Origin of the sequence: Cronobacter sp. JZ38, assembly GCF_008932145.1 — a bacterium.
Lineage (GTDB): Bacteria > Pseudomonadota > Gammaproteobacteria > Enterobacterales > Enterobacteriaceae > Cronobacter > Cronobacter muytjensii.
The window spans coordinates 1,008,492-1,034,452 of record NZ_CP017662.1 but is presented as its reverse complement, the minus strand read 5'-3'; the positions used below and the strand labels follow the sequence as shown (position 1 = coordinate 1,034,452).

The 25,961-nt window shown below is 57.0% G+C and carries 23 protein-coding genes and 1 pseudogene; 11 read left to right on the top strand and 13 right to left on the bottom strand.

The genetic code is table 11. The features are described 5' to 3' along the window. Positions 1–149: 149 nt before the first annotated feature. Entirely contained in the window at positions 150–809 is a 660-nt protein-coding gene (rpiA, locus tag BJP61_RS04870; RefSeq protein WP_038867971.1) for a ribose-5-phosphate isomerase RpiA, read from the bottom strand. 167 nt (positions 810–976) lie between these two features. On the opposite strand from rpiA, the gene argP reads away from it, so the two are divergent. Then, positions 977–1,870, top strand: coding sequence for a DNA-binding transcriptional regulator ArgP (gene argP, locus BJP61_RS04865; protein WP_038867968.1), 894 nt, complete (start codon positions 977–979; stop codon positions 1,868–1,870). A 28-nt stretch (positions 1,871–1,898) separates the two neighbouring features. On the opposite strand, the gene BJP61_RS04860 is transcribed toward argP, so the two are convergent. The 6 genes from BJP61_RS04860 to epd all read right to left on the bottom strand — a co-directional run bounded on the left by BJP61_RS04860 (position 1,899) and on the right by epd (position 8,145). Then, entirely contained in the window at positions 1,899–2,696 is a 798-nt protein-coding gene (locus tag BJP61_RS04860) for an oxidative stress defense protein (RefSeq protein WP_171997914.1), read from the bottom strand. Positions 2,697–2,799: 103 nt separating this feature from the next. After that, entirely contained in the window at positions 2,800–3,435 is a 636-nt protein-coding gene (argO, locus tag BJP61_RS04855) for an arginine exporter ArgO (RefSeq protein ID WP_075193418.1), read from the bottom strand. Positions 3,436–3,581: 146 nt separating this feature from the next. Next, on the bottom strand, positions 3,582–4,520 hold the full coding sequence (locus BJP61_RS04850; protein ID WP_038867961.1) for a small-conductance mechanosensitive channel MscS: 939 nt from the start codon (positions 4,518–4,520) through the stop codon (positions 3,582–3,584). A 189-nt stretch (positions 4,521–4,709) separates the two neighbouring features. Continuing rightward, a complete protein-coding gene (gene fbaA, locus BJP61_RS04845) occupies positions 4,710–5,789 on the bottom strand; it encodes a class II fructose-bisphosphate aldolase (RefSeq protein WP_075193416.1) in 1,080 nt (359 codons plus the stop codon). A 97-nt stretch (positions 5,790–5,886) separates the two neighbouring features. After that, on the bottom strand, positions 5,887–7,050 hold the full coding sequence (gene pgk, locus BJP61_RS04840; protein ID WP_038867948.1) for a phosphoglycerate kinase: 1,164 nt from the start codon (positions 7,048–7,050) through the stop codon (positions 5,887–5,889). Positions 7,051–7,125: 75 nt separating this feature from the next. After that, the gene (epd, locus tag BJP61_RS04835; RefSeq protein ID WP_038867945.1) at positions 7,126–8,145 is read right to left on the bottom strand and encodes an erythrose-4-phosphate dehydrogenase; all 1,020 of its coding nucleotides are present in this window, start codon (positions 8,143–8,145) and stop codon (positions 7,126–7,128) included. Between the two features lie 354 nt (positions 8,146–8,499). Between epd and BJP61_RS04830 the strand changes: the two genes are divergently transcribed. Further along, complete coding sequence (locus BJP61_RS04830) at positions 8,500–9,636, top strand: ADP-ribosylglycohydrolase family protein (protein ID WP_171997913.1); 1,137 nt, start codon at positions 8,500–8,502, stop codon at positions 9,634–9,636. 56 nt (positions 9,637–9,692) lie between these two features. Here BJP61_RS04830 and tkt read toward each other — a convergent pair whose 3' ends face one another. Beyond that, positions 9,693–11,684, bottom strand: coding sequence for a transketolase (gene tkt / locus BJP61_RS04825; protein ID WP_075193414.1), 1,992 nt, complete (start codon positions 11,682–11,684; stop codon positions 9,693–9,695). A 277-nt stretch (positions 11,685–11,961) separates the two neighbouring features. Here tkt and BJP61_RS04820 point away from each other — a divergent pair, with 277 nt between their 5' ends. Continuing rightward, on the top strand, positions 11,962–12,720 hold the full coding sequence (locus BJP61_RS04820) for a M48 family metallopeptidase (protein WP_038868366.1): 759 nt from the start codon (positions 11,962–11,964) through the stop codon (positions 12,718–12,720). Between the two features lie 109 nt (positions 12,721–12,829). Here BJP61_RS04820 and speB read toward each other — a convergent pair whose 3' ends face one another. The 3 genes from speB to yqgB all read right to left on the bottom strand — a co-directional run bounded on the left by speB (position 12,830) and on the right by yqgB (position 16,092). After that, entirely contained in the window at positions 12,830–13,750 is a 921-nt protein-coding gene (gene speB, locus BJP61_RS04815) for an agmatinase (protein ID WP_038867938.1), read from the bottom strand. Positions 13,751–13,975: 225 nt separating this feature from the next. Continuing rightward, positions 13,976–15,952 carry a biosynthetic arginine decarboxylase gene (gene speA / locus BJP61_RS04810; RefSeq protein WP_171997912.1) on the bottom strand — a complete coding sequence of 659 codons (1,977 nt, stop codon included), beginning with the start codon at positions 15,950–15,952 and terminating at the stop codon, positions 13,976–13,978. Positions 15,953–15,960: 8 nt separating this feature from the next. Then, on the bottom strand, positions 15,961–16,092 hold the full coding sequence (gene yqgB, locus BJP61_RS04805; RefSeq protein ID WP_144420915.1) for an acid stress response protein YqgB: 132 nt from the start codon (positions 16,090–16,092) through the stop codon (positions 15,961–15,963). Between the two features lie 655 nt (positions 16,093–16,747). Between yqgB and metK the strand changes: the two genes are divergently transcribed. Next, entirely contained in the window at positions 16,748–17,902 is a 1,155-nt protein-coding gene (gene metK, locus BJP61_RS04795; protein WP_007752225.1) for a methionine adenosyltransferase, read from the top strand. Positions 17,903–18,317: 415 nt separating this feature from the next. Further along, a complete protein-coding gene (locus BJP61_RS04790) occupies positions 18,318–19,712 on the top strand; it encodes a sugar porter family MFS transporter (RefSeq protein WP_038867933.1) in 1,395 nt (464 codons plus the stop codon). 60 nt (positions 19,713–19,772) lie between these two features. On the opposite strand, the pseudogene BJP61_RS04785 reads toward BJP61_RS04790, so the two are convergent. Further along, positions 19,773–20,590 (bottom strand): annotated as a pseudogene (locus BJP61_RS04785) (nucleoside-specific channel-forming protein Tsx). 369 nt (positions 20,591–20,959) lie between these two features. Here BJP61_RS04785 and BJP61_RS04780 point away from each other — a divergent pair. The 6 genes from BJP61_RS04780 to ruvX all read left to right on the top strand — a co-directional run bounded on the left by BJP61_RS04780 (position 20,960) and on the right by ruvX (position 25,112). Continuing rightward, positions 20,960–21,460 carry a SprT family zinc-dependent metalloprotease gene (locus BJP61_RS04780; protein ID WP_038867929.1) on the top strand — a complete coding sequence of 167 codons (501 nt, stop codon included), beginning with the start codon at positions 20,960–20,962 and terminating at the stop codon, positions 21,458–21,460. A gap of 88 nt (positions 21,461–21,548) precedes the next feature. Further along, on the top strand, positions 21,549–22,256 hold the full coding sequence (gene endA / locus BJP61_RS04775; RefSeq protein WP_038867927.1) for a deoxyribonuclease I: 708 nt from the start codon (positions 21,549–21,551) through the stop codon (positions 22,254–22,256). A 73-nt stretch (positions 22,257–22,329) separates the two neighbouring features. Further along, positions 22,330–23,061 carry a 16S rRNA (uracil(1498)-N(3))-methyltransferase gene (gene rsmE / locus BJP61_RS04770; protein ID WP_171997911.1) on the top strand — a complete coding sequence of 244 codons (732 nt, stop codon included), beginning with the start codon at positions 22,330–22,332 and terminating at the stop codon, positions 23,059–23,061. A gap of 12 nt (positions 23,062–23,073) precedes the next feature. Further along, positions 23,074–24,021, top strand: coding sequence for a glutathione synthase (gene gshB / locus BJP61_RS04765; RefSeq protein ID WP_038867923.1), 948 nt, complete (start codon positions 23,074–23,076; stop codon positions 24,019–24,021). A 111-nt stretch (positions 24,022–24,132) separates the two neighbouring features. After that, the gene (locus BJP61_RS04760) at positions 24,133–24,696 is read left to right on the top strand and encodes a YqgE/AlgH family protein (RefSeq protein ID WP_038867921.1); all 564 of its coding nucleotides are present in this window, start codon (positions 24,133–24,135) and stop codon (positions 24,694–24,696) included. Beyond that, positions 24,696–25,112 (top strand): Holliday junction resolvase RuvX, encoded by a 417-nt coding sequence (ruvX, locus tag BJP61_RS04755; RefSeq protein ID WP_038867918.1) that lies wholly within the window; start codon positions 24,696–24,698, stop codon positions 25,110–25,112. Before BJP61_RS04760 ends, ruvX begins: the two co-directional genes overlap by 1 nt. 154 nt (positions 25,113–25,266) lie before the next feature. Here ruvX and BJP61_RS04750 read toward each other — a convergent pair whose 3' ends face one another. Then, on the bottom strand, positions 25,267–25,959 hold the full coding sequence (locus BJP61_RS04750; protein ID WP_075193407.1) for an IclR family transcriptional regulator: 693 nt from the start codon (positions 25,957–25,959) through the stop codon (positions 25,267–25,269). Positions 25,960–25,961: the final 2 nt, after the last annotated feature.

Genomic DNA, 25,961 nt, shown 5'->3' with positions numbered 1-25,961 from the left:
CACGGAAAGATAAAAGGCAGGACAAAATATGGCATGGCAGAAATATGACGGAAGGATTAACAGGATGGAAACAAAAATGTGAGAGATGTCACCAAATTTCACGCCGGGGAAATTTTTTTTCAGCGGGGCGCCGCGACGCCCCGGTCAGATCATTTTACGATGGTTTTCACGCCGTCCGCCGTGCCGATCAGCGCCACGTCCGCGCCGCGGTTCGCAAACAGCCCGACGGTCACCACACCCGGAATCGCATTAATCGCGTTCTCAAGTGCGATCGGGTCGAGAATGGTCATACCGTACACGTCGAGGATCACGTTGCCGTTGTCGGTCACCACGCCCTGGCGATACTCCGGACGCCCGCCGAGTTTCACCAGCTGGCGCGCTACGGCGCTGCGGGCCATCGGGATCACTTCCACCGGAAGCGGGAAGTTGCCGAGTACATCCACCTGCTTGGACGCATCGGCGATACAGATGAACTTCTGCGCGACCGATGCGATGATTTTCTCACGGGTCAGCGCCGCGCCGCCGCCTTTGATCATCTGCATCTGGCCGTTAATCTCGTCCGCGCCATCCACATAGATGCCGAGCGTATCGACTTCATTGAGATCAAAAACAGTGATGCCTAAGCTTTTCAGTTTTTCGGTCGAGGCGTCAGAGCTGGAAACCGCCCCTTCAATCTCGTTTTTCATGGTGCCCAGCGCGTCGATAAAATGCGCGGCGGTGGAGCCGGTGCCGACACCGACAATTGTGCCCGGCTCGACATACTGAAGCGCGGCCCAGCCGACGGCTTTTTTAAGTTCATCCTGCGTCATGAGAGTTTTGCCTGTGGTGTGAAAACTGTCGCGCATTATAGAACAAGCCGCAGCCCAGTGGGTCAGTCATTCTGCGGCACAGCTCCGATGTTTGCGTTTGGGTCTGTATCCATCGCAAATTTATGTCATAGTGCGACAGATAACGAGACAGGGAGCACACCACAGAGATGAAACGCCCGGACTACAGAACACTACAGGCGCTGGATGCGGTGATAAGAGAGCGCGGATTTGAGCGCGCCGCACAAAAGCTGTGTATTACGCAGTCCGCCGTATCGCAACGTATCAAACAGCTGGAAAACACATTCGGCCAGCCGCTGCTGGTCCGTACCGTGCCGCCGCGCCCGACTGAACAGGGGCAAAAGCTGCTGGCGCTGCTGCGTCAGGTGGAGTTGCTGGAGGAGGAGTGGCTGGGCGACGAACAAACCGGCTCGACGCCGCTGCTGTTATCGCTTGCGGTCAACGCCGACAGTCTCGCGACCTGGCTTTTGCCCGCGCTGGCGCCGGTGCTGGCCGATTCGCCCGTGCGCCTGAATCTGCAGGTGGAAGATGAAACCCGCACCCAGGAGCGTTTGCGCCGTGGCGAAGTAGTAGGCGCGGTGAGTATTCAGCCCCAGGCCCTGCCGAGCTGTCTCGTCGATCAACTGGGCGCGCTGGACTATCTGTTCGTCGCCTCGAAAGCTTTCGCCGATCGCTATTTCCCGAACGGCGTCAACCGCGCGTCGCTGCTGAAAGCGCCCGCCGTCGCGTTTGACCATCTGGATGATATGCACCAGGCCTTTTTACAGCAGAATTTCGACCTGCCGCCCGGTAGCGTTCCCTGCCATATCGTGAATTCGTCAGAGGCATTCGTACAGCTGGCTCGTCAGGGCACCACCTGCTGTATGATCCCGCATCTTCAGATAGAAAAAGAGCTGCAAAGCGGCGAGCTTATCGATCTCACGCCAGGGCTGTACCAGCGCCGGATGCTGTTCTGGCACCGCTTTGCGCCGGAGAGCCGCATGATGCGCAAGGTCACCGACGCGCTGCTGGAGTATGGGCGCAAGGTATTGCGTCAGGATTAAAAAACCCGCCGGATGGCGGGTTTTTTGTTTACTGTTGCGAGGGCGCGTTGGTCGCCGCAGGTGCGGTTGCCTGATTTGCCGTGCCGTTCTGGGTCGCCGTACCGCTCTGCGCCTGAGCAGGCTGGAGTTCGAACACCACATCCACCTGATCGTCAAACTGAATAGTCTGCTGATCGTAAGTGTCCTGGGCGGAAGCCGGCGCCGCGGCTTCGGCTTTCATCATGCGCATCATCGGTGTCGGCTGATAGCTTGAGACGTGATAACGCACGCTGTAAACCGGGCCAAGCTTGCTGTTGAAACCGTTAGCCAGCTGCTGCGCCTGACGCACCGCGTCGTCGATAGCCGCTTTGCGCGCCTTGTCTTTATATTCATCCGGGTGCGCCACGCCTAACGAAACAGAACGGATTTCGTTCAGCCCGGCCTTCAGCGCGCCATCAAGCAGCTCATTAAGTTTATCGAGCTTACGCAACGTCACTTCCACCGTGCGCACCGCGCGATAACCTTTCAGCTGGGTCTTGCCATCTTTGAGGTACTCATATTCCGGCTGGGTGCGCAGGTTGGCGGCGTTCACGTCTTTTTTCTCAACGCCGTTGTTCTGCAGGAAAGTCAGATACTGCCCCACGCGCTCGTCCGCCTGTTTTTTCGCGGCAGCCGCATCTTTGGCGGAAACATTCACCTCAATAGCCAGCGTCGCGATATCCGGTACCGCATCCACGCTCGCCGTGCCGGAGGTGACGATGTGCGGACCGTTGGGCAATTCATTCGCCTGAACGGACGTCGCGCCGAAACCAATCATTGCCGCAAGGGCCATCACTTTAAACTTCACTGTTATTCCTCCATGCTGCGTGCAAGTGAAACCGCCCGTCAGGGCAGACGGGCATCTGCCTGCAAGCTTAGCGCCCCGGCGCGGAATGTCCATCAGAGAAGGCTTAGAGGCCGAGCGTCGCCAGGTGATTTATCCCCTCTCGCGCCAACTGGAAAGCGATAAACCACATCACCAGGCCCACCAGCAGATTAATCGTTCGCTGCGCGCGAACAGTGCGCAGACGCGGCGCAAGCCACGCGGCGAGCAGCGCCAGGCTGAAAAACCAGATAACCGACGCGCTGATCGTGCCCAGCGCAAACGCGCGTTTCGGTAGCGCGTCAAGCTGCCCGCCCAGGCTGCCGAGCACTACAAAGGTGTCGAGGTAGACGTGGGGATTAAGCCATGTGACGGCAAGCATTGTGGTGATGATTCGCAGCCTGCCGTGCTTCAGGGTTTGCGCCGAGGCAAGCTCAGGGTTGCCGGCAAGCGCGGTTTTCAGCGCGCCGAAACCGTACCAGAGTAAAAACGCCACGCCGCCCCAGGTGACAAGCGCCAGCAGCCAGGGGGACTGCATCAGAATCGCGCTGCCGCCAAAAATGCCGGCACAAATTAGTACGATATCGCTCAGCGCGCACAGCGAAGCGATCATCAGATGATACTGGCGACGAATGCCCTGGTTTAGCACAAAAGCATTCTGCGGGCCGAGCGGCAGGATCATCGCCGCGCCCAGGGCAAGCCCCTGAAAATAAAAACTTAACACGTTACGTTCCCGAATAAAGTGGCAGTCAGGTGCTCAGTGTAGGGGGTCGTTGCCATTAGAAAAAACGAATAATATTAATCGTCAATAAGAAATACTAATGAACCGAGTTAAAAAAACGGCCTGCGCATGGCAGGCCGTCTGGCAGGTTACTGGCCGTCGGCCGGTTTTTCCTGTGGTGCCTGAGGCTGCGTGATGATCGCAGGCTGCGGCTCGGCTCGCGGCGTCTTTTCTTCCGCGTCGCCTTTCAGCGGCTTGTAGTGCACATCCATCTGCGGGTAAGGAATGCCGATGCCGTTGGCATCCAGCGTTTTTTTGATGCGCTCCAGCACATCCCAGTAAACTTCCTGCAGATCGCTGCTCTTGCTCCAGACGCGAATGACGAAATTCACGGACGAAGCGCCCAGCTCATTCATGCGCACGGTCATTTCACGATCTTTGAGAATACGATCGTCGGACTCGATAATTTCCGTCAGCAGCGCGCGGACTTTATCGATATCCGCGTCGTACGAGACGCCGATGATAAATTCGTTACGGCGCACGGGCTCACGCGAGAAATTAATGATATTGCCCGCGATGATTTTGCCGTTCGGCACCACGACGATGCGGCCATCCGGCGTGCGAAGTGTCGTCGAGAAGATTTGTACGTGGAGCACCGAACCCGCGACGCCGCCGAGATCGACATATTCACCCGCACGGAACGGGCGGAAGGTCACCAGCAGTACGCCTGCCGCGAGGTTGGAAAGCGAGCCTTGCAACGCCAGGCCCACCGCCAGCCCGGCGGCACCAAGTACGGCGATAACCGACGCTGTCTGTACGCCGACGCGGCCCAGGGCTGCAATCAGCGTAAAGGCGATAATCCCATAGCGCACCAGCGCGGATAGAAAATCCGCCACGGTGGCATCGATATGACGGGCGATCATGACGCGGTTAAGCGTATTAGAGATGGCGCGCGCTACGATCATCCCGACGATAATGATGGCGATCGCCGCCACAATATTAACGGCGTAGCTGATAAGCAGCGCCTGGTTACGCACCAGCCAGCCGCCGGCGTTATTAATACTGTCTATTACGTGTAAATCATCCATTCGCGATCCTTTTCCCCTGGTCGGGTGATTAATGAACTGCCAGTCTGAGGCAGCGAGGATTGTTAAAGGGTAAACAAAACCTCGGTGCTCTGCCAGTCAGCGTACCGCGAATCGGACACCTATTGCGTTGATCTTGCAAAAAGAAAGGCCCACCAGAGGTGGGCCTTTTAGGCGATGCTGTAAAAAAGATTACAGTACGTCGATGGCGTTCAGCTCTTTGAAAGCCTGCTCCAGACGAGTCACCATGCTCGCCTGCGCAGCACGCAGCCATACGCGCGGATCGTAGTATTTCTTGTTCGGCTGGTCTTCGCCTTTCGGGTTGCCCAGCTGGCCTTGCAGGTAAGCTTCGTTTTCTTTGTAGTACTTCAGAATACCTTCCCAGGTTGCCCACTGGGTGTCGGTATCGATGTTCATTTTGATAACGCCGTAGCTTACGGAGTCTTTGATTTCCTGAGCGGAAGAACCAGAACCGCCGTGGAACACGAAGTTCAGGCTGTTGTGCGGCAGGTTGTGTTTCTTAGAAACATATTCCTGAGAGTCGCGCAGGATAGTCGGGGTCAGCTTCACGTTACCCGGCTTGTAAACGCCGTGTACGTTACCGAAGGACGCCGCGATGGTGAAACGGTGGCTGATCGCGTTCAGTTTGGTGTATGCGTAGTCAACGTCTTCCGGCTGGGTGTACAGTGCGGACGCGTCCATATGGCTGTTGTCCACGCCATCTTCTTCACCACCGGTGCAGCCCAGTTCGATTTCCAGGGTCATGCCCATTTTGGACATGCGCTCCAGGTATTTGGAACAGATTTCGATGTTCTCTTCCAGCGACTCTTCAGACAGGTCAATCATGTGAGAAGAGAACAGCGGTTTACCGGTAGCGGCAAAATGTTTTTCACCGGCGTCCAGCAGGCCGTCGATCCACGGCAGCAGTTTCTTGGCGCAGTGGTCGGTGTGCAGAATAACCGGCACGCCGTAGTGTTCAGCCATCTGGTGAACGTGATGCGCACCAGAGATAGCGCCGAGGATAGCGGCACCCTGAGGAATATCGGTTTTAATGCCTTTACCTGCGATAAACGCAGCGCCGCCGTTAGAGAACTGAACGATAACCGGCGCTTTTACTTTCGCAGCGGTTTCCAGTACGGCGTTAATGGAATCGGTACCCACGCAGTTAACTGCCGGCAGCGCGAAATTGTTTTCTTTAGCTACCTGGAATACTTTCTGTACGTCGTCGCCAGTGACGACGCCCGGTTTGACGAAATCAAAAATTTTAGACATGTTTCGTTGTCCTGTATGTGTATCTTCGACCGTTGAAAAGGGTAAGCGAGCTGTCAGGCGCGCTGAAAAACAGGCGGGCCCCCCCCGCCTGCTTCAATTACTGTTTTGCGCGCTCTTCGAGCATCGCAACTGCCGGCAGAACTTTGCCTTCCACGAATTCGAGGAACGCGCCGCCGCCAGTGGAGATGTAAGAGATCTTGTCGGCGATGCCGAACATATCAATAGCCGCCAGGGTGTCGCCGCCGCCCGCGATGGAGAACGCGTCGCTTTCTGCGATAGCGCGAGCCACGATTTCAGTGCCTTTACGGAAGTTCGGGAATTCGAACACGCCAACCGGGCCGTTCCACAGAATAGTTTTGGCGTTTTTCAGGATTTCAGCCAGTTTCTCGGCGGAAACGTCGCCCATATCCAGAATCTGCTCTTCATCTTTGATGTCAGAAACAGATTTCAGGGTTGCCGGCGCGGTTTCAGAGAACTCAGTCGCCACGCGAACATCCGTCGGAACGGGAATGTCGCAGGTGGTCAGCAGGCGTTTGGCTTCATCCACCAGGTCTGCTTCGTACAGGGATTTACCCACGTTGTGGCCCTGGGCTGCAACGAAGGTGTTGGCGATGCCGCCGCCGACGATGAGCTGGTCAGCGATTTTAGACAGGGAGTCCAGCACGGTCAGTTTGGTGGAAACTTTAGAACCGCCAACGATAGCGACCATCGGGCGAGCCGGTTCTTTCAGCGCTTTACCCAGCGCGTCCAGCTCTTCCGCCAGCAGCGGGCCTGCGCACGCGACGTCAGCGAATTTACCTACGCCGTGGGTAGAAGCCTGCGCGCGGTGGGCAGTACCGAAGGCGTCCATGACAAACACGTCACACAGCGCGGCGTATTTTTTCGCCAGCGTTTCGTCGTCCTTTTTCTCGCCTTTGTTAAAGCGAACGTTTTCCAGAACGACCAGCTCGCCTTCAGCAACTTCAACGCCGTCGAGGTAGTCTTTAACCAGACGAACCGGCGCGTTCAGTTTGTCTTTCAGGTAGTTAACTACCGGCAGCAGAGAGAATTCTTCGTTGTATTCGCCTTCGGTCGGGCGGCCCAGATGGGACGTCACCATGACTTTAGCGCCCTGTTTCAGAGCCAGTTCAATGGTCGGCAGAGAAGCGCGGATACGCGCGTCAGAGGTCACTTTCCCCTCTTTTACCGGAACGTTGAGATCGGCGCGGATGAAAACGCGTTTACCTGCCAGATCCAGATCGGTCATCTTAATTACAGACATGGTGAATCCTCTCGTTGATTCTTAAAGTTTTGCAGACGCCATACGCTTGACCAGAAGGCTACTGCGTATGAAATCTTACCTGAAACCAATAGCTGCCATCGCTAACGTGGTGTCGAGCATCCGGTTAGCGAAGCCCCATTCGTTATCGCACCAGACCAGCGTTTTAATCAGGTGCGCTCCACTCACCCTTGTCTGGGTGCCGTCCACAATGGCGCTGTGCGGATCGTGGTTAAAATCTGTTGAGACCAACGGTAATTCCGTATAGTCAACTATACCATGAAATGCTCCCTGTGCCGCTTTTTGCAGCAACAGGTTGACTTCATGGGCTTTTACCGCTTTTTGCACCGTCACGCTTAAATCGATGGCAGTTACGTTAATGGTAGGCACACGCACCGCGATAGCCTCAAAGCGGTCATGAAATTTAGGAAAAATACGTGCTATGCCCGCCGCGAGCTTAGTATCGACCGGAATGATGGACTGACTGGCCGCGCGCGTGCGGCGCAAATCCGGGTGATAAGCGTCGATAACCTGTTGATCGTGCATGGCGGAATGGATAGTTGTCACGGTGCCGGACTCAATGCCGAACGCGTCATCCATCAGCTTGATAATCGGAATAATGCAGTTGGTGGTGCAGGAGGCGTTGGAGACAATACGATGTTCAGCGCGCAGCGCCGCTTCGTTGACGCCATAAACGACCGTCGCGTCGAGGTCGTTGCCGCCGGGGTGCGAGAACAAGACTTTGCGCGCGCCGGCTTCAAGATGGGCGACGCCGTCGGCCCGGCTGCCGTAAACGCCGGTGCAGTCGAGCACTACATCCACACCCAGTGCTTTCCACGGCAGCGCGGCAATCTCGCGCTCATGCAGCAGACGAATAACATCGTTGCCAATCCAGAGCTGTTCGCCTTCCTGACGGACATCCCACGCGAAACGGCCGTGGCTGGTGTCGTACTTCAACAGATGCGCCATGCCTGCGGCGTCGGCCAGTTCATTAATGGCGACCACACTGATTTCCGCGCGACGGCCGGACTCATACAACGCACGAACTACGTTGCGCCCGATGCGACCGAAGCCATTAATCGCTACGCGTAAGGTCATATATCTCCTGCCAGAATCCCGGTAATGAAGAGGCTGACAGAGTAATGCAGCCATCTTCGCAGGGGAATCCTCGCCCGTCACAAACTACAACCGTTTGATGGATTGTCGAACAATCATTCGACTGAAACGCTTCAGCAAGAATAAGCGAAACGTGGAATAAAAGGAATGATAACGCCCCGGAATGAAACCAACTTCTGACCTGCATCACATTTTTTCTGGAATAAATTCCACCATTACACCACTGTCCCTGAATAACGAACAAGAAAAGAGGGTCATTCCAGCGAATCATGGGGGTTACGCGCCTGCGGCTGCGTCCTACAATGCAATCCGCTCCACACTAACAAGGGAAAGAGGATGGCGACGCCAGAAGAATACGAAAATCAGGCAAAGCTGATGGACCTGCGCACGCGCTTTCGCGGCTGCCTGTTAGGCGGCGCCGTGGGCGATGCGCTCGGCGGCCCGGTGGAGTTTTTAAGCCTGCCGGACATTACCGCGCGCTTTGGTAAGCAAGGCGTGACCGGCTATGAGCACGCCTGGGGCGGTAAGGGCAAAATCACAGACGACACCCAGATGACGTTATTTACCGCCGAAGGATTGCTGCGCGCCTTTACGCGTGCGGCGATGCGCGGCATCGGCCCGTCGTTCACCTCCGTGACCGCGCATGCCTATCTGCGCTGGCTGGTCACTCAGGGCGAGCGCAACCGTCACGGGCTGGTGAATGCCGCCTCACTTTCCGGCTGGCTCATCAGGCACGACGCCCTCTTCCACCCACGCGCGCCGGGCACGACCTGCCTGAACGCGTTGCGCGAAATGCGCGCTTTCGGCGAACCTGCCCGTAACGACAGCAAAGGCTGCGGCGGCGTGATGCGTGTGGCGCCGGTGGGGCTTTTTTTCGTTCGTTACCCGACGGATGACGCGTTGCAGGCGGCGTTCGATACTGGCTGCCAGCTCGCGGCGCTCACGCACGGGCACCCGACCGGGTTTCTCACCGGCGGCGTGCTGGCGGCGCTGGTGTGGCTGCTCGTTCAGGGAGCGTCCGCAGACGCCGCGGCGACGCATGTTACCGGCCTGCTGCAAAGCGCCCCTGGGCACGACGAAACGCTGCAAGCGCTTGAGCATGCCCGCGCGCTGGCTCGCGCACCGATCGCCCCGCAGGAGGCAATATCATCGCTTGGCGAAGGCTGGATTGCCGAAGAGGCGCTCGCCATCGCCCTTTATTGCATGCTCAAAGCCGACTCGTTTGAACAGGGCGTACTGATGGCGGTCAATCACGGCGGCGATTCCGACTCCACCGGCGCGATCGCCGGGAATTTACTTGGCGCGAAATATGGCGTGACGGCGATACCGCAGCGCTGGCTGGCGGCGCTTGAGCTAAACACGGTGATTAAGGAGATGGCGGACGATTTACTGGATTACCGTGACTGGCGCATTTCAGATTATGACCATACGCCGTTCGCCTGCGCATTACGTGAAAAATACCCGGGGGATTAATCATAAAAAACGGGAGGCACGCTGGCCTCCCGTTCTCTCTTATCCGCGAATGACGATTACAGAATCGCTTTCGCCTGGTTTACCACGTTATCGACCGTGAAGCCGAACTCTTCAAACAACTGCTCCGCCGGTGCGGACTCGCCAAAGGTGGTCATGCCCACGACCGCGCCGTTCAGGCCCACGTATTTGTACCAGTAGTCGGCGATGCCGGCTTCGATAGCCACGCGCGCGCTAACCGCTTTCGGCAGTACCGCTTCGCGATACGCGGCGTCCTGCTTGTCGAACACGTCGGTAGACGGCATGGAAACCACGCGGGCTTTCACGCCTTCCGCAGCCAGTTTGTCGGCGGCGGCAACGGCCAGTTCAACTTCAGAACCGGTAGCAATGAAGATAAGTTGCGGCTGACCGTCGCAATCTTTCAGGATGTATGCGCCGCGGGCGATATCCGCCAGCTGCTGCTCGCTACGTTCCTGCTGCGCCAGGTTCTGACGGGAGAAGATCAGCGCCGTCGGGCCATCGTGGCGCTCAACGGCGTATTTCCACGCCACGGCCGATTCCACCTGATCGCACGGACGCCATGTGCTCATGTTCGGAGTCACGCGCAGCGCCGCCAGTTGTTCAACCGGCTGGTGAGTCGGGCCGTCTTCACCAAGACCGATAGAGTCGTGGGTGTAAACCATCACCTGACGCTGTTTCATCAGGGCCGCCATACGCACGGCGTTACGGGCATATTCCACGAACATCAGGAAGGTAGAGGTATACGGCAGGAAACCGCCGTGCAGCGCGATACCGTTCGCGATGGCGGTCATACCGAATTCACGTACGCCGTAGTGAATGTAGTTGCCAGCGGCATCTTCATTGATGGCTTTAGAACCAGACCAGAGCGTCAGGTTGCTCGGTGCGAGATCCGCAGAGCCGCCCAGGAATTCCGGCAGCAGTTTGCCGAACGCCTCAATCGCGTTCTGGGACGCTTTGCGGCTGGCGATTTTCGCCGGGTTCGCCTGCAGACCGGCAATAAACGCCTGCGCTTTTTCCGCAAAGTCTGCTGGCATCTCGCCTTTCATACGACGGGTAAATTCGGCCGCTTCCTGAGGGAACGCTTTGGCATAAGCCGCGAATTTCTCGTTCCAGGCGCTTTCTTTTACCTGGCCCATCTCTTTGGCATCCCACTGCGCGTAAATCTCTTGCGGGATCACAAACGGCTCGTGTTTCCAGCCCAGTTGCTCGCGGGTCGCGGCCACTTCTGCGTCGCCGAGCGGCGCGCCGTGGGAGTCGTGGGTGCCTGCTTTGTTCGGCGAACCGAAGCCGATGATGGTTTTGCACATCAGCAGAGACGGTTTGTCGGTAACAGAACGCGCTTCTTCAATCGCGCGCTTGATAGCATCAGCGTCGTGACCGTCCACACCGCGTACCACATGCCAGCCGTAAGCTTCAAAGCGTTTCGCGGTGTCATCGGTGAACCAGCCTTCAATGTGGCCGTCAATGGAGATGCCGTTGTCATCGTAGAACGCGACCAGCTTGCCGAGGCCCAGCGTACCGGCCAGCGAGCAGACTTCGTGGGAGATGCCTTCCATCATACAGCCGTCGCCCAGGAAGGCGTAGGTGTAGTGATCGACAATATCATGTCCCGGGCGGTTGAACTGCGCCGCCAGCGTGCGCTCGGCAATCGCCATGCCCACGGCATTGGCAATGCCCTGCCCCAGCGGACCGGTGGTGGTTTCGACGCCCGGCGTGTAACCCACTTCCGGGTGGCCCGGCGTTCTGGAGTGCAGCTGACGGAAGTTTTTCAGCTCTTCAATCGGCAGGTCGTAGCCGGTGAGGTGCAGCAGGCTGTAAATCAGCATGGAGCCGTGACCATTGGACAGCACAAAGCGGTCGCGGTCGGCCCAGGACGGGTTCTGCGGATTATGGTTCAGGAAATCACGCCACAGGACTTCGGCAATGTCAGCCATGCCCATCGGGGCACCCGGATGGCCGGATTTGGCTTTTTGTACTGCGTCCATGCTGAGCGCACGAATAGCATTGGCAAGCTCTTTACGAGAGGACATTTTGACTCCAGATCGGATAGTTGAAGGCCACGCCTTGTTAACGGCTTGACTACTACGCGTTATGGGCTACGCCCGAAAAATTGTCCGACAATGTAACCCAAGCGGCTGAGCATGTACATGGAGCATCCTTTTGTCCGCTAAGAAATCTCTGGAAGCCGCTCGCAGTTTGCGCAACTCGCTCGCCGCGCGTGCGCAAACCTCTTTATACTTAGCCGCAGCCGCCGCCCGGTTCGCGGCGATGAATAATGAAACCTCAATGGAGCGTGGAAGCATAACGATGAAAATGCGCGCGATAGTACTGAGCATGACCGCAGCAGCCCTGCTGAGCGGTTGTCAAAATATGAATTCCAACGGCCTGCTGAGTTCAGGCGCTGAGGCGTTCCAGGCCTACACCTTAAGCGACGCGCAGGTGAAAGCGCTGAGCGACGAGGCGTGTAAATCGCAGGACAGCAAAGCGAAAATCGCACCGGCGAACAGCCAGTATACGCAGCGCCTGAATAAGATTGCTGCCGCGCTCGGCGATAACATCAACGGCCAGCCGGTGAACTATAAGGTTTACGAAGAAAAAGACGTTAACGCCTTCGCGATGGCCAACGGCTGTATCCGCGTTTACAGCGGGCTGATGGATATGATGAGCGATAACGAAGTGGAAGCGGTGATAGGCCATGAGATGGGCCACGTTGCGCTGGGTCACGTGAAGCGTGGAATGCAGGTGGCGCTCGGCACAAACGCTATCCGCGGCGCGGCGGCATCAGCGGGCGGCATCGTCGGCAGCCTGTCGCAATCGGATCTCGGCGAACTCGGCGAGAAGCTGGTGAACGCGCAGTTCTCGCAGCGTCAGGAGTCCGAAGCGGATGATTACTCCTACGATCTGCTGCGCAAACGCGGCATTAATCCGTCGGGGCTCGCTACCAGCTTTGAGAAACTGGCGAAGCTTGAGAAGGGCCGTCAAAGCTCTATGTTTGACGATCACCCGGCCTCCGAGGCGCGCGCGCAGCATATTCGCGATCGCATGAAGGCGGATGGCATTAAGTAATCGTCATCGGTCATGAAATCAAAAGAGCCGGACAGGGAAACACCTTGTCCGGCTCTTTTATGACTGCCGTCAGGCCCGTTGAATATTACGCTACCGGGCCGCACACAGTTTACTCGCCTTTTTTCGCCGCCTGGATGTAGAGCATCTCCAGTGCCAGCGTCGCAGCGGCAAGCGCCGTGATATCGGACTGATCGTAAGCCGGAGCGACTTCCACGATATCCATACCGACGATGTTCAGATCCTGAATGCCGCGCAGCAGTTTCAACGCGCGATCAGAAGTCAGCCCGCCTATCACCGGCGTGCCGGTGCCCGGTGCAAATGCCGGATCCAGACAGTCGATGTCGAAGGTCAGATAAACCGGCATATCGCCGACAATCTGCTTCACCTGCGCGACCACGTCGTCGACGGTGCGGTCATTCACCTGCGGCGCGTCCAGCACAGTAAAGCCGTTGTCTTTGTCAAACTCGGTACGAATACCGATCTGCACCGAACGGGTTGGATCGATCAGGCCTTCGTTCGGCGCGGTGTAGAACATGGTGCCGTGGTCAAATTCACAGCCGTTGGAGTAGGTGTCGGTGTGCGCGTCGAAATGCACCAGCGCCATTTTGCCAAAATGCTTCGCGTGCGCGCGCAACAGCGGCAGGGTGACGAAGTGGTCGCCGCCGAAAGAGAGCATACGCTTACCGGCCGCCAGCAGTTTTTCCGCATGCGCCTGCAGCTTTTCACTCATTTCACGCGCGTCGCCAAAGGCGTAAACCAGATCGCCGCAGTCCACGACGTTCAGGCGTTGACGCATGTCGAAATTCCACGGGAAGCGGTTGCCTTCCCACGCCAGGTTCGTGGAGACCTGACGGATAGCGGCAGGCCCGAAACGGCTGCCGGAACGCCCGGATGTCGCCATATCGAACGGAATACCGGTGATCACCCACTCGGCGTCGCTCTCATACGGCATGAAGTTCAACGGCAGGCGTAAAAAACCAAAGGCGTTGGAAACCAGGGAGTTGTCGTACTGATGGCCTAAGGTATTCATGAATCTGACCTCTTGTTAAGGTTGAGACGTTAGATAAAAAAAATCCCCTCCGCGTCGTTAAACCCGACGAGGAAGGGATGGATTCTTTAGCAACACATTGTTGGCGCGGATTATCGCCAGATTTTCGTTCAGGTTCAATAGCGCGCGGCTCATGCTCGTCAGTATAGAACAGGAAATTCCATCGCGCGTTTTTTAGCCTCCTGACCAGCAGGAGGCATAATCCGGTTACTCGTCTTCCAGATAGGTATAGCCGTACAGGCCGCTCTCGAACTCTTCCAGGAACTGCTTTTGCAGGTCGCTGTCGAGATCGGTTTGCTTCACCTGATCGCGGAAATGGGTCAGCAGCGTATCCGGGTCAAGCTGCACGTAGCGCAGCATGTCTGCCACCGTGTCGCCTTCATCAGACAGCTCCACTTCCACGCTGCCGTCCGGGAACACAAACACATCCACCGCTTCGGTATCGCCGAAGAGGTTATGCATGTTGCCGAGAATTTCCTGATACGCGCCCACCATAAAGAAGCCCAGCGGCGGCGGGTTTTCCGGATCGTATTCCGGCAGCGGCATGGTGGTCGCGATGCCGTCGCCATCAACGTAGTGGTCGATAGTGCCGTCGGAGTCGCAGGTGATGTCGAGCAGCACGCCACGGCGCGTCGGCGCGTGGTTCAGCCCTTCCAGCGGCAGCACCGGGAAGAGTTGATCGATACCCCAGGCATCCGGCATCGACTGGAACAGCGAGAAGTTGACGTAAATTTTATCCGCCATACGTTCCTGGAGTTCGTCGATAATCGGGCGATGCGCGCGGTTTTGCGGATCAAGCTGCTTTTGCACTTCCTGACACAGGCTCAGATAGAGCTGTTCAGCCCAGGCGCGCTCCTGCAACGTGTACGCGCCGGAGGAGTAGCCGATATGAATATCGTGCAGATCCATCTGGCTGTCGTGTAGCCACTCGCGCAGCGAACGGCGCGTGCCCGGCTCATGCATCTCCTGCCAGGTTTCCCACATGCTTTGCAGCGGGCGCGGCGCGTCCTCGGCAGGCGCGCTCGGCTCGGTGTATTCGTTACGTTCAACGCCGATGATATTGGAAACCAGCACGGTATGGTGCGCGGTCACGGCGCGGCCCGATTCGGTAATAACCGTCGGGTGCTGCAGGCCGTTCTCTTCGCAGGCGTCGCCGATGGCCCAGATAATGTTGTTGGCGTATTCGTTCAGGCCGTAGTTGACCGAGCAGTCGGACTGCGAACGCGTGCCTTCATAATCCACGCCCAGGCCGCCGCCCACGTCGAAGCACTGGATATTCACGCCAAGCTTATGCAGCTCAACATAGAAGCGGGCAGATTCACGCACGCCAGTGGCGATGTCGCGGATGTTGGCCATCTGCGAGCCGAGATGGAAGTGCAGGAGCTGGAGGCTTTCCAGACGGTCCGCCGCGCGCAGCATCTCGACCAGTTGCAGTACCTGAGTCGCCGCGAGGCCGAATTTCGATTTTTCGCCGCCGGACGACTGCCACTTGCCGGAGCCCTGGGAGGCGAGACGCGCACGCACGCCGAGACGCGGGATCACGTTCAGGCGTTCAGCTTCTTCCAGCACGATTTTGATTTCCGACATCTTCTCGATGACCAGATAGACCTTGTGGCCCATCTTCTCGCCGATCAGCGCCAGACGAATGTATTCGCGGTCTTTATAGCCATTACAGACGATCACGCTGCGGGTCATGCCCGCGTGCGCCAGCACCGCCATCAGCTCCGCTTTGGAGCCCGCTTCCAGGCCCAGCGGCTCGCCGGAATGGATAAGCGATTCAATCACGCGGCGATGCTGGTTTACCTTAATCGGGTAGACCAGGAAGTAATCGCCGTGATAGCCGTAGGATTCACGGGCGCGCTTAAACGCCGCGTTAATGGAACGCAGGCGATGTTGCAGGATCTGCGGGAAGCAGAACAGCGCAGGCAGACGCTGGCCCTGGGCTTCGCGCTCCTTAACCAGCTTCGCGAGATCGACGCGCGCTTCAGGGACGTCCGGATCGGGGCATACGCTGATATGGCCCAGTTCGTTGACGTCATAGTAGTTATTGCCCCACCAGGCAATATTGTAAGTACGCAGCATCTTGCTGGCTTCCTGGGAGCTCATTGCAACCTCCTGCATGGAACGTAGTACACCCTGTTCGCCTGCTGACGAAGGCGAAGATGAATAGATGTCGTCAGACATAGCGAACCTCAAATTTTTGTCGAAAGTGTAAAACAGTTAACTACTATCGCAGCGTTACACTGTGATAACAACCCATAAACAGCAGAGTTATCCAGCACATAGTGCTGACCACCCTGCCGCGCGACCGGTTTCTTATTCATATCATTGTAAAACACGTAACCGAACTCCGTATGACGGGTCGGCGAAACCACGAGAAAACTCCTGACGTCAGGAGAGCCCTTGTTCAGTTATCGCAAGCCTTGACCGGCCCGGGAATCCTGAGAAGCGCCGAGATGGGTAGAACATCGGCAGGTTTGCAAAAAAGAGATGCAGGTTGCGGGGGAAAAACGCACGCCAGAACGGCATGGCAGATTAAGCGGATCACGACGGTTCATTATCTGGTATCACCTCCACGCCAGCCCTTGTGTGACCAGCGATAAGCCAAAGCTAAAATTCACTCTCAGCCCGGCTGGAAGTGGCGACACGGAGTCTGATTCCGTGCGCTTTTTTGCAGGAGCCGCGCGCGCCGTTTTATACCGGGAACAGGGGTAAAAAGCAAAATAAAAAAGCGGCTTGCGCGGTCCTTGTCAGGAAATATTGCCATCGCTGCGTTGACGGCTATGCGAACCGCCTCAAAAACTGCTGGAAATCGGCTTAAGATTTAACCTAGAATAGCCGTCCAGATGTTAATCCATCTATACTGATTAACACTTAGCCTTCCTGTGTGTTTACCTGCATGGCCGCAGAATTTTCTTCTTAGATGGCACCGACACACGGTATGCTGAGCTAATTGATTTATCCAGGGTGATACAAAACATGGCAAAACACCTTTTTACCTCTGAATCTGTCTCAGAGGGACATCCCGATAAAATTGCGGACCAGATCTCCGATGCAGTGCTGGACGCTATTCTTGAGCAGGATCCGAAAGCACGCGTGGCCTGCGAAACTTACGTGAAAACCGGCATGGTGCTGGTCGGCGGTGAAATCACCACCAGCGCGTGGGTGGATATCGAAGAGATTACCCGCAACACCGTTCGTGAGATTGGCTACGTCCATTCTGATATGGGCTTTGACGCCAATTCCTGCGCCGTACTGAGTGCTATCGGTAAACAGTCTCCGGACATCAACCAGGGCGTTGACCGCACCGACCCGCTTGAGCAGGGCGCGGGCGACCAGGGCCTGATGTTTGGTTACGCGACCAACGAAACCGACGTGCTGATGCCTGCGCCGGTCACCTACGCGCACCGTCTGGTGCAGCGTCAGGCTGAAGTGCGTAAAAACGGCACCCTGCCGTGGCTGCGCCCGGATGCGAAAAGCCAGGTCACTTTCCAGTACGACGCCGGTAAAATTGTCGGCATCGACGCGGTCGTGCTCTCTACGCAGCATGCTGAAGATATCGAGCAGCACGCGCTGCACGAAGCGGTAATGGAAGAGATAATCAAGCCGGTTCTGCCTGCGGAATGGCTGAATGAATCGACTAAATACTTCATCAACCCGACAGGCCGTTTCGTTATCGGCGGCCCGATGGGCGACTGCGGCCTGACCGGTCGTAAGATCATTGTCGACACCTACGGCGGCATGGCCCGTCACGGCGGCGGCGCGTTCTCTGGTAAGGACCCGTCTAAAGTGGACCGTTCCGCAGCCTACGCGGCGCGTTATGTCGCGAAAAACATCGTGGCCGCAGGCCTCGCTGACCGCTGCGAAATTCAGGTGTCTTACGCGATTGGCGTAGCGGAGCCGACCTCCATCATGGTGGAAACCTTCGGTACCGAGAAAATCGCGACCGAGCAGCTCACCCTGCTGGTGCGTGAATTCTTCGACCTGCGTCCGTACGGCCTGATCCAGATGCTGGATCTGCTGCACCCGATCTACAAAGAGACCGCCGCTTACGGTCACTTTGGTCGTGAACACTTCCCGTGGGAAAAAACCGACAAAGCGCAGCTGCTGCGCGATGCTGCCGGTCTGAAATAATCCCCTGCGCAGTGACGCTCAAAGGCCAGCCTCGTGCTGGCCTTTTGCTTTTCGGGCGCTGGATCCTCCCCGCCCCTTCCATTTAGCCGACAGCGACTATACTTCTTGCCAGTTGCGCAGGTCGGAACTCATTGAAACCGATTACATCAGCAGGAAAACCGGCGCTTTTTCAGAATTGTCTTTACGCGAACGTCCGTTCCGCATTCTGTTACATGCCGTTTCGGTTTAGTCTGAATTCCTCTCTGCCGCTTCGTTACTGGCTACACTAATTAACTGATAAAAAAAGGGATAAGCGCTTTACGCAAGTTGACACTAGTGTAACCGATTACACGCACGTGACTGATATCACATATTTTTACGTTACGCTAACTTACCCTTTACCACGATAAAACCAATAACCCAACTGGAGGGCAGTATGCCTGACAATAAAAAACAGGGGCGTTCAAACAAGGCCATGACGTTCTTCGTCTGTTTTCTCGCGGCCCTGGCGGGACTTCTTTTCGGCCTGGACATCGGCGTGATCGCGGGCGCGCTGCCCTTCATCACTGAAGATTTTAATATCACCCCGCACCAGCAGGAGTGGGTCGTCAGCTCCATGATGTTTGGTGCCGCCGTCGGCGCGGTCGGCAGCGGCTGGCTCTCCTCACGCCTCGGGCGTAAATACAGCCTGATGATAGGTTCCGTGCTGTTTGTTATCGGCTCGCTCTGCTCGGCCTTTGCGCCGAACGTGGAAGTGCTGATTATCTCCCGCGTGCTTCTGGGCCTCGCGGTAGGTATCGCCTCCTACACCGCGCCGCTGTACCTGTCTGAAATCGCGCCGGAGAAGATCCGCGGCAGTATGATTTCGATGTATCAGCTGATGATAACCATCGGTATCCTGGGCGCGTATCTCTCCGATACCGCCTTCAGCTACAGCGGCGCCTGGCGCTGGATGCTGGGTGTTATTACCATTCCGGCGATTCTGCTGCTGATTGGCGTCTTCTTCCTGCCGGACAGCCCGCGCTGGTTCGCTGCCAAACGTCGCTTCCACGATGCCGAACGCGTGCTGCTGCGCCTGCGTGACTCCAGCGCCGAAGCCAAGCGCGAGCTCGAAGAGATCCGCGAAAGCCTGAAGGTGAAGCAGAGCGGCTGGGCGCTGTTTAAAGACAACAGCAACTTCCGCCGCGCAGTGTTCCTCGGCATTCTGTTGCAGGTCATGCAGCAGTTCACCGGCATGAACGTCATCATGTACTATGCGCCGAAAATCTTCGAACTGGCCGGGTATTCCAATACCACCGAACAGATGTGGGGCACCGTAATTGTGGGCCTGACCAACGTGCTGGCGACATTTATCGCGATTGGTCTGGTCGACCGCTGGGGCCGTAAGCCGACGCTTATCCTCGGCTTTATCGTGATGGCCGCGGGCATGGGCATTCTCGGCACCATGCTTCATATGGGCATCGACAGCCCGGCAGGCCAGTACTTCGCGGTCGCCATGCTGCTGATGTTCATTATCGGTTTTGCGATGAGCGCCGGTCCGCTTATCTGGGTATTGTGCTCTGAAATCCAGCCGCTGAAAGGCCGCGATTTCGGTATCACGCTCTCTACCGCGACCAACTGGATTGCCAACATGATAGTCGGGGCGACCTTCCTGACCATGCTCAACACGCTGGGCAACGCGCCGACCTTCTGGGTCTATGCCGGTCTCAACCTGTTCTTCATCGTGCTGACTATCTGGCTGGTGCCGGAAACCAAGCACGTGTCGCTGGAACACATTGAGCGCAACCTGATGAAGGGCCGCAAACTGCGCGACATCGGCTCGAACGACTAAGCCTCGTTAATCAATGTCTTTTCAAAGGGATGCCTGGCATCCCTTTTTTATGCCCTGGTTTCAGAAGGAATAGCCGACCGTAAAATAGCCGGCCCAGCCGGTCGCCTTGACGTAAAAGTCGCCGTCGCCAAAGTTAAGCTTCGCATTATCCTTCCACTGGCCGCCATTATGGAAATAACGCGCCGTAACGGCGGTTTTCCAGTGCGCCCAGCTGAGCGAAAAAATATGCGAAGAGGCGATAGAGTCATTAGTGCGTGCGTTATCTCTGTCGCCCAGCTCCGAGCCAAAATCAAAATTCGTAAACCGGAATAGGTAAACTGCGCGCCCCAGAGGCGGGTAATGGGAATGGCATATTTCACTTTTACACGATACCCGTCCCATTCATTTTCATTGGCCGCCGCATAGTTCTGCCACTGGTATTTCGCGTAAACGTCAAACGCCAGCGTCACCGGCAATCCGGTGTCGATATCCGTCCCCAACCCCATATACCAGGTGCTTTGCCGCGACGTCCGATTATCGCCCATGTCATATACATAGTCGTTTGCGATATACCACTCTTTAAAAGGGCCGAATACCAGCGGCACACCGGTCAGCTTATCGAGTGAGAAGCGTGGTTCTATTTCCAGAAACAGCGGCGATCCATCATCCCACGCGCCGTGGTCCGGCGTATTACCAACGCCGAAAAATTTAGGAATATCGACATAGCCGTAAAAATCAAACCAGTCCTTTTTACCGAAAGCCGTATATTCCGGATAAAGATCGTTAGTTAATATCGGGCCGAAACGCGTATGATAACGCCCAATGACATTCAGGCTCTGATGCCACCAGTCTGATAAATATTCCTCCTGCGCTAATGCCTGCTGTGAAATGCCCGCCATGCATAATCCTAATAACCATCCTTTATTCATTTATATAATCTCTTTAACGTTATCGCGTTATGACGCTCGCTACCAGCCTCATAAAATGACTTAATAATTTCCCGCACTGCCAGTGACGTAAAGCGCGCCGTGGTTACAACAGATAAATTAACAACAGCTTATATAATGCCGGGAGAGGTTATATTTTGTGATTGCCAGCGCAATCTACTGAATTAATAAAAGAGGCGCGCGCCAAACCCGCGACGGTAAATAAACACGCATCAGTAATTCAGAAAAGGATTAGCAACGGTCATTTTATTACCGGATAAAACCTGTCGTTAATAACGGTAAGCATTGTCACTGATAAGATGAAACGTTATTCTTTTCGTCATGAAAACCCCACGCCTCCCCATTGCCATTCAACAGGCCGTCATGCGCAGCCTGCGCGACGCCCTTGCGCGCGCCAACCTGAAGCTCGGCTGCAGCTACCCTGAGCCGAAACTGGTCTATCAGCAGCGTGGCACGGCGGCGGGCACCGCCTGGCTCGAAAGCTATGAAATCCGTTTAAATCCGGTGCTGTTGATGGAAAACCAGCAGGCGTTTATCGACGAAGTGGTGCCGCATGAGCTGGCGCATCTGCTGGTCTGGAAACATTTCGGGCGTGTGCCGCCCCACGGCAAAGAGTGGAAATGGATGATGGAAAGCGTGCTTGGCGTACCGGCGCGTCGAACGCATCAGTTTGAACTCAATTCGGTGCGCGCCAACACCTTCCTCTACCGCTGCCGCTGTCAGCAGCATCAGCTGACCGTCCGCCGCCACAACCGCGTGGTGCGCGGCGAAACCCAGTACCGCTGCGTGCGCTGCGGCGATACGCTGGTGGCGGAAAACTGACGCCTTCCGGAAATTTCTGGCAATAACCGATTGCTTCCGGCGCCCTCCTTCGTTACGTTGCGAACACCTTCAGATAAGGAACTGGAAGATGTCTCGCAAAATTTTACTGGCGGCAGCGCTGAGCGTCGCCGTTGTCGCGCCTGCCGCGCTGGCGGCAGGGATCCACAGCTTCAGCCAGGCCAAAGCCGCTGGCGTAAAAATCAACGCCGACGCGCCGGGCGATTTCTACTGCGGCTGCCCCATCACCTGGCAGGGCAAAAAGGGTATTCCCGACCTCAACGCGTGTGGTTATCAGGTACGCAAAAACGAAAACCGCGCCTCGCGTATCGAATGGGAGCACGTGGTGCCTGCGTGGCAGTTCGGCCACCAGCGCCAGTGCTGGCAGGAAGGCGGGCGTAAAAACTGCGATAAAGACCCGATCTATCGCGAAATGGAAACCGATCTTCATAACCTGCAACCCGCCGTTGGCGAGGTGAACGGCGATCGTGGGAATTTCCTCTACAGCCAGTGGCGCGGCGGCGAGGGCCAGTATGGCCAGTGTGAAATGAAGGTCGACTTTAAAAATAAACAGGCCGAGCCGCCTGCCCGCGCCCGTGGCGCTATCGCGCGCACCTATTTCTATATGCGCGATAAATATCAGCTCAATCTGTCGCGCGCGCAGACGCAGCTTTTCGAGGCCTGGAACAAGCTCTACCCGGTCACCGCGTGGGAATGCACCCGCGACGCGCGCATCGCGAAGGTGCAGGGCAACCATAACCCCTACGTACAGCAGGCTTGCCAGGGGCAAAACCGCTAACCTACACTACCGGGCAATTGTTAACGCAGGGCTTGCCGCGCGATGCCGCAAGCCCGTTTACCGGAAAAAGCCCATGCGAATTCCCCGCATCTATCATCCCGAGCCGTTAATCGTCGGGCGCGAAATCGCCCTTGATGAAGACGCCGCCAACCATGTGGGCCGGGTGCTGCGCATGAGCGCAGGCCAGGCGCTGCAACTTTTCGACGGCAGCAACCACGTTTTCGCCGCAGAAATCACCCAGGCGAGCAAAAAAAGCGTGCTGGTGACTGTGCTTAGCAGCGAGCCCGCGAACCGCGAATCGCCGCTCTTTTTACATCTGGGCCAGGTGATGTCGCGCGGCGAAAAAATGGAGTTCACCATCCAGAAATCGATCGAGCTTGGCGTCAGCGTTATCACGCCGCTGTTCTCCGAGCGCTGCGGCGTTAAGCTTGATGAAGAGCGCATGAATAAAAAACTTCAGCAGTGGCAGAAAATCGCCATCGCCGCCTGCGAGCAATGTGGGCGCAACGTGGTGCCGGAAATCCGCCCGGCGATGGATCTGGAGGCCTGGTGCGTAGAGCCAGACAGCGGCCTTAAGCTGAATCTGCACCCGCGCGCCGCGCACAGCATCAACACGCTGCCGCAGCCCGTCGGGCGCGTGCGCCTGCTGATCGGCCCGGAAGGCGGCCTTACCGCCGATGAAATTGCCATGACCGCACGTTACCAGTTTACTGATATCCTGTTAGGACCACGCGTTTTGCGCACAGAGACCACTGCGCTCACCGCCATCACCGCACTGCAGGTGCGCTTTGGCGATCTGGGCTAAAGGAGAAAAATAATGATCAAGCTCGGCATCGTGATGGACCCCATCGCAAGCATTAACATCAAAAAAGATTCCAGCTTCGCCATGCTGCTGGAAGCCCAGCGCCGCGGCTACGAACTCCACTATATGGAAATGGCGGACCTCTACCTGAACAACGGCGACGCCCGCGCCCGCACGCGTCTTGTGAGCGTTGAGCAGAACTACGACAAATGGTACGAGTTCGGTACCGAGCAGGATATCGCGCTGGCCGATCTCGACGTGGTGCTGATGCGTAAAGATCCGCCGTTCGATACCGAATTCATTTACGCCACCTATATCCTTGAGCGCGCTGAAGAAAAAGGCACGCTTATCGTCAACAAGCCTCAGAGCCTGCGCGACTGCAATGAGAAACTGTTCACCGCGTGGTTTGCCGACCTTACCCCGCACACGCTGGTGACGCGCAACAAAGCGCAGCTGAAAGCCTTCTGGGAAAAACATGGCGACATCATTTTAAAACCGCTGGACGGTATGGGCGGCGCGTCAATTTTCCGCGTAAAAGAAGGCGACCCGAACCTGTCCGTCATTGCGGAGACGCTGACCGAGCTTGGCAGCCGATACTGCATGGCGCAAAACTACCTGCCGGCGATTAAAGACGGCGACAAGCGCGTGCTGGTGGTGGACGGCGAGCCGGTGCCTTACTGCCTGGCACGTATTCCGCAGGGCGGCGAAACCCGCGGCAACCTGGCGGCGGGTGGTCGCGGCGAGCCGCGTCCGCTTTCTGACAGCGACTGGGAAATCGCCCGCCGCGTGGGGCCAACGCTGAAAGCGAAAGGGCTGATTTTTGTCGGCCTGGATATTATCGGTGACAAGCTGACCGAAATTAACGTCACCAGCCCGACCTGCATCCGGGAAATCGAGGCCCAGTTCCCGATTTCCATCACCGGCATGCTGATGGACGCCATTGAAAAACGCCTCGCTAAGTAAACCTGACGGGCGGGGATCCCCGCCCGTTACCCCACCGGGGGTGACAGCTCGCGACTTTCCCCGCATACTGAATCTGCCGATTTTCCAACCAGGACTACAGAACTTTTGACGATGAATTTACAGCATCATTTTCTCATTGCCATGCCGGCCCTTCAGGACCCGCTGTTCCGCCGTTCCGTGGTGTATATCTGCGAATACAATGATGAAGGGGCCATGGGTCTTATCATTAATAAGCCTCTGGAAAATCTGCAGGTGGAAGGTGTGCTTCAGAAACTGAAAATCACGCCGGAGCCGCGCGACCCGGCTATTCGTCTCGATAAACCGGTATTCCTCGGCGGCCCGCTGGCGGAAGATCGCGGTTTTATCCTCCATACGCCGCCCGATATGTTCTCTTCCAGCATTCGTATTTCTGACAACACGGTTATCACCACTTCACGCGACGTACTGGAAACGCTCGGCACCGCAGAGCAGCCCGCCGATGTGCTGGTGGCGCTCGGCTATTCTTCGTGGGAGAAAGGCCAGCTTGAAGAAGAAATCCTGGAAAACGCCTGGCTTACGGCCCCGGCGGATCTGAACATCCTTTTCCGCACGCCGATCGCCGACCGCTGGCGCGAGGCCGCGAAGCTTATCGGAATAGACATTCACACCATGCCTGGCGAAGCGGGGCACGCGTAATGAGCGGTACCCTGCTGGCCTTCGATTTTGGCACCAAAAGTATCGGCGTGGCGATTGGACAGCGCGTGACCGCCACCGCTCGTCCGCTGAACGCGATCAAAGCGCAGAACGGCAACCCGGACTGGTCGCTCATTGAGCGCCTGCTGAAAGAGTGGCAGCCGGATGACATCATCGTCGGCCTGCCGTTGAATATGGACGGAACGGAACAGCCGCTCACGGCGCGCGCCCGCACCTTCGCCAACCGGCTGCATGGCCGCTTCGGCGTGAAAGTGACGCTGCATGACGAGCGTCTCAGCACCGTGGAAGCCCGGGCCGGGCTCTTCGAGCGCGGTGGGTTTCGCGCGCTAAACAAAGGCAGCGTCGACTCCGCTTCTGCGGTCGTTATTCTGGAAAGTTACTTCGAGCAACACGGTTAAGATTTTACGCGCAGCGTCGCCTGGCGCTGCGCCCTTCTCTCCCGTCTTAAACGGATTATTTCCGCTAATGAATCCGCCACGGATCACAGATCTGTCGTAACGCCTTTGCTAGCGCCGCTAATCGTTTCTATAAAAGAAACATAAAGAATGACCGTCAAACCGGTTTTACCAGCCGCATGGCCAGTTCATTCAATTGCTCAAGGCGGGTGTGGATTTCCGGCGCGCTGATATTCCACATACCGGCTAACGCCAGCGCGGCGCTGTGAATGCCAAGCGGTTTCGCCATTGAGACTTCGCCGTCATCGTGGCGCCAGATAACCTGGCCGCGCTCGCGCTGCTGCGCCACGTGGGGTGCCAGTTGAGCCCACTGCTCGGGCGTGAAGCGCCCTTCCAGCGCCTCATCGCTTTCAGCCGCGAGCAGCGCCATGCCGATAACCGACTGCCAGGCGGGCAGCATACGAAACCCGGCCAGGGCTTGGCTCATCTGGCTGCCGGGCGTCGAGTGGTAGATATAGATGATTTGATCTTCCCAGAGCACGCCGAGCGCCACGACGACATCTTTCGGCGCGTGTTGTTCAAGCTGCGGCAACGCATGGGAGAAGAGCGCGGAGCCGCGGATCGCCTGCGCCGCCAGGGCGTGAATGCCGGGACCGGGCAGATAACGGCGCTGCTCGTCCTGCATGGTGAGGCCGATGGAGGCCATCGTCATCAGCAGACGGTTAACGCGCGTGGTGTTGATGCCCATCAGGCGGGCCAGTTCGCGACAACCGATGGCTCGATCGCTCGAAACCAGATACTGCAGACAGCGGATCCCATCGATCAGACTCTGGTTGGGTTGTGAGGACATAG